Source organism: Aestuariivirga sp. (assembly GCF_037139295.1).
Classification (GTDB): Bacteria; Pseudomonadota; Alphaproteobacteria; order Rhizobiales; family Aestuariivirgaceae; genus Aestuariivirga.
Window position 1 is genome coordinate 1 of sequence record NZ_JBAXGR010000195.1, and the last position, 3653, is coordinate 3653.

The window sequence follows — 3653 nt, forward strand, 5'->3', positions numbered from 1 at the left end:
TCCGATGTCTTCGTTTCACGACTGGGGGACATTTGGGCCATTGTAAGGAGACCCCAATGACAAAGGCAATGAAGCCTCAGTCGCTCCCCAGCCCCCACACCCTTGCCGACCTGGCCCACCTCCACTCATCTCTGCTCGATCGCAGGCGTCGTTCAGAGGTAGCACGGCAGCTTTCCAGGCTGCGTGTCGTAGGTTCGATTGACGTCGCAATGGCATGGACACCGCTGTAGTCCAACACCAGATGCTGCAGAGGTACGAGAGTTCTAGGCGTGTTTCACCTCGTAGGAACTCGGCAGAGATAGGGCAGAGGGTTGTTGTGAGGAGCAGCATGGTTCCTCGCTCAGGTTCCTGAACGGTGCAATGAGATGCCCCGCCCCTGAGGTCGATCCCTTCCTCTGCCCAGCGCTGGAGTGACGTGGTGGTTTCCACCCATGGAAGCCACTCTGTGATCCTCTGGTTTCCTAGATGGTTTTCTCACCCCAGCGTTGTCTTCATTTCAAAGCCAGGGGACGGTCTGGTCATTGGAAGGAGATACCCAATGGCAAAGAAGAACAAGCAGACGGAAACCACACCTCCCTCGGATGACCTGATCGCTCAGGCAATCGCCGAAGGTCAGGCTCTCATCGCTGAGGGCAAGACCAAGGTGGAAGCCGCGATGGCGATCTACCGCCACCTTATCGAGAGGACTTAGCAGGCTGAGATTTCCAACACTACCTTTGAGGGCAACGAGTCTGCCAATTCTTATAGATGATCCCGAGGTCGGTGTTATCTGTCTTGCCGTCAAAATTGAAATCAGACCAACTCGATTGACCGCCATTTAGCACGCTATAGGTTTTCCACCCATCAACGTCTTTCTGGTTGACGATGTTATCAAGGTTACCGTCACCCGGACAGACTTTGTATGTCGAGAGCAATCCCGTCATCCGCCTCGACAAATAATTGTATTGTCTTTTATCAGTCTTGTTCAAACCCTCTACGCCATTTGCCAGCAAGTTTCTGTCAACAGTATCTAGCAACGGTACTGGCCGGGCTTCATTGATGAGATATAACTCATCAATTGTGATCGGACTTGAGGGGGATGCACAGTTCTCCGTGATTAACCGAACGAGTTTGTAGTTATCATCCCTCATGGCATTTGCCATTATAGGCCTAATTTGGTACGGCTGTTCGCTTTGGCTGACACGATAGCTGTTGACGCCGCAGCAATTCTGTTGGGGCGGTACGTCAATTGTGTTTCCCGCACCCCACCATGTCCCGCTGTTTTTCTCGCAGATTGCTTTCGTCGGGAAGAACGATGTACAGACATTAACCGCATCCACGACACATGGCGACGAAGGAGCTATCGATGACCGAATGTTATCCCCGGTCTGCGTGAAATTCGTTGTTCTTATCGATTTCTGATTCCGCTTCGTCAAGTAAGCTAGCATAGGTTTAGCGTCGAGAGGCCGTCCTCTTGGCACGTATTCCCTCGGATCAACCCCAGCGATCTCACTGAATAGCTGAAAGAGATCGATGGCATTGACCATCGAAGTCACCTTGCGCCCTGGAGCCACCACATTAGCCCCTGAGATCACGAGGGGCACCCACACACCAGTCTGATAAGGAGTTCCCTTAGACCTGCTCGGATCAAATGGTTCGTTAACAACGGTTAGATAAGAGCCATTATCTCCAACGACAACAATAACGGTATTGGCCTTCTCTGGCTGATACTTAAGTTTGTCATCATTTCCGCGAGTTGCAAGCCCGGTCTCCACTAACAACCGCTCAAACTCGTGATCCATTCCCTCGATCATCTGCTTCATAAGCGTACGCTTGTCGCTAGAACTGCCAACACAATTGAACCCGTCTGTGTCAGCCGAGTTCTCCGGCAATAGCGCCGAAGGCACGTTCTGCCAGGGAGAATGAGCGGACGAAAAACCCACAGTCGCCATCCAAGGCCTAGACGGTGTGAGCTTCTGCTCGTTTATCCACGCTATGGCTTTGTTAGCTTCAAAGGTCGAGCGGTACATTCTTCCAGTTGGATCCTGAGGCGGATAATTGATCGTATTGCCGTTCTTGTCGTTAATCACGACATTCGCAGTGTAATAACCGTTCTGGGTTGCGAAGCTTAAATGCGACGGGGCAGCAGACTGGCAGGAAGATTGCCCAGGATCGAGTATACCGCCCCTCTCCATGCAAGTCCTGCCTGGTGTCCTTAATGCTGGACTTCTCGTGAGAACTTCGCATCGGTCGTTGGCATAGTAGCAAGCGCCATGGTCTGCGCCCTTGGATGGATTGGTTGTTAGATTAGGAACAAATCCGCAAAGAAAATCTCCTGAACTACCTACACCTCCCGCCGTCGTATCAATCGGTAGAGGTGCACCTTCCAAGTATCCTTCGAAGTGATCAAATCCCAGCTTGCGATAGACCTCGTTACCGAGAGGATTGTTTGCCGAGTCCTGGCTTGAGCCAGACAGGTGCATCTTCCCGAACAGCCCGTTTATGTAGCCCTTTTTCCTTAAGAGCTCAGGAACAGTTACTTCATCTGGCGATACCTGTGAATTAGCAAGGTCCGGGGGCTGGATCGGGTCGAGAACCTGGGTTCTAAATGGATAACGACCCTCCCAGAATGTCGCTCGACTCGGCGAGCAGTCCGGCATTGCCCATGCATTCGCAAAGACCACTCCTTTGGCCGCTAGTTCGTCAATTGTCGGTGTTTGTGCCGGCTCAGGAGATGCTCCATAGCCGTATAGCTTCATTTGATCGACACCAACGTCATCCATCACAACGAAGAGGATGTTCGGGGGCTGCTTACGCTTTCCAGCAGAGTAATTTTCCGTACCAAGTTGATTCTGCGTCTCTTGAGCCCTGATGCTAGGACTACAAACAACACATCCGCAGATCAAGGACACACCCAGCGCAATACGGATTATATTCCTAGTAACTTGCGACATTGGAATTGTCTCTATCTTGATGACCGATTGTTCACTTCGGTGTTAACGGTACCGTACGCCGCGGAGGCGAGAAGACCTAGTCAATTCTTTTGACGTTGCGTAAATCACATTTCGGATTAGGTATAAACCGCATCTCAGCAACGACGCGGAAGACCCGTCCTTTAAGCAATAAAGCTGTGTGGCTCTGAACAAACTGGCGCGGCAGTGCATCACTTGAAACCAGGCCACTGTAGATAGAGGTGGCTCGGGAAATCTGAACAGGCGGATAAGTGAACACTCCAAGGCAAGGAGATCAGGATCGGACTCACAGTCCTCCGCCTCAGGGTGCCCACCGGGAGTATTTAGAGAATTCAGTCACCGAGCAAGGCGTTCACATCAGGCAGCGTGGGAGTGATTATCGCCGAGGGGGGGGGGTGTAGAGATTACTCCTCTGTATAAAACCCTCACCACATATCACTGCCCCTCCTCCCCCGTTGGAAGTTGATGAGTGGTGAATGATGAATTGAATGTGAGTGTTGGGAGTTGGGAGTTGGGAGTTGGCTTCCCATCCATGCTCCACCCCATAGCCACCCTCATCAGCCACCTCGGCAGGATCCACTCCACACCCTTGCCGCCCTGCTCCCGCTCCTCTCTGCTCTACCGCGGGCTACGTTCAGAGGTAGAACGGCAGCTTCCCAAGCTGCATGTCGTGCTGTTTGCGTCCTTGCGACGCCTCTTCCC

At 52.2% G+C, this 3653-nt stretch carries 2 protein-coding genes; one reads left to right on the forward strand and one right to left on the reverse strand.

Features of this window, described 5'->3' with window-relative positions:
- Positions 1-538: 538 nt before the first annotated feature.
- Positions 539-691: a hypothetical protein gene (locus WCJ41_RS20645; RefSeq protein WP_336907719.1), complete on the forward strand. Its 153-nt coding sequence runs from the start codon at positions 539-541 to the stop codon at positions 689-691.
- 19 nt (positions 692-710) lie between these two features.
- Here WCJ41_RS20645 and WCJ41_RS20650 read toward each other — a convergent pair whose 3' ends face one another.
- The gene (locus WCJ41_RS20650) at positions 711-2933 is read right to left on the reverse strand and encodes a sulfatase-like hydrolase/transferase (RefSeq protein ID WP_336907720.1); all 2223 of its coding nucleotides are present in this window, start codon (positions 2931-2933) and stop codon (positions 711-713) included.
- Positions 2934-3653 lie beyond the last annotated feature (720 nt).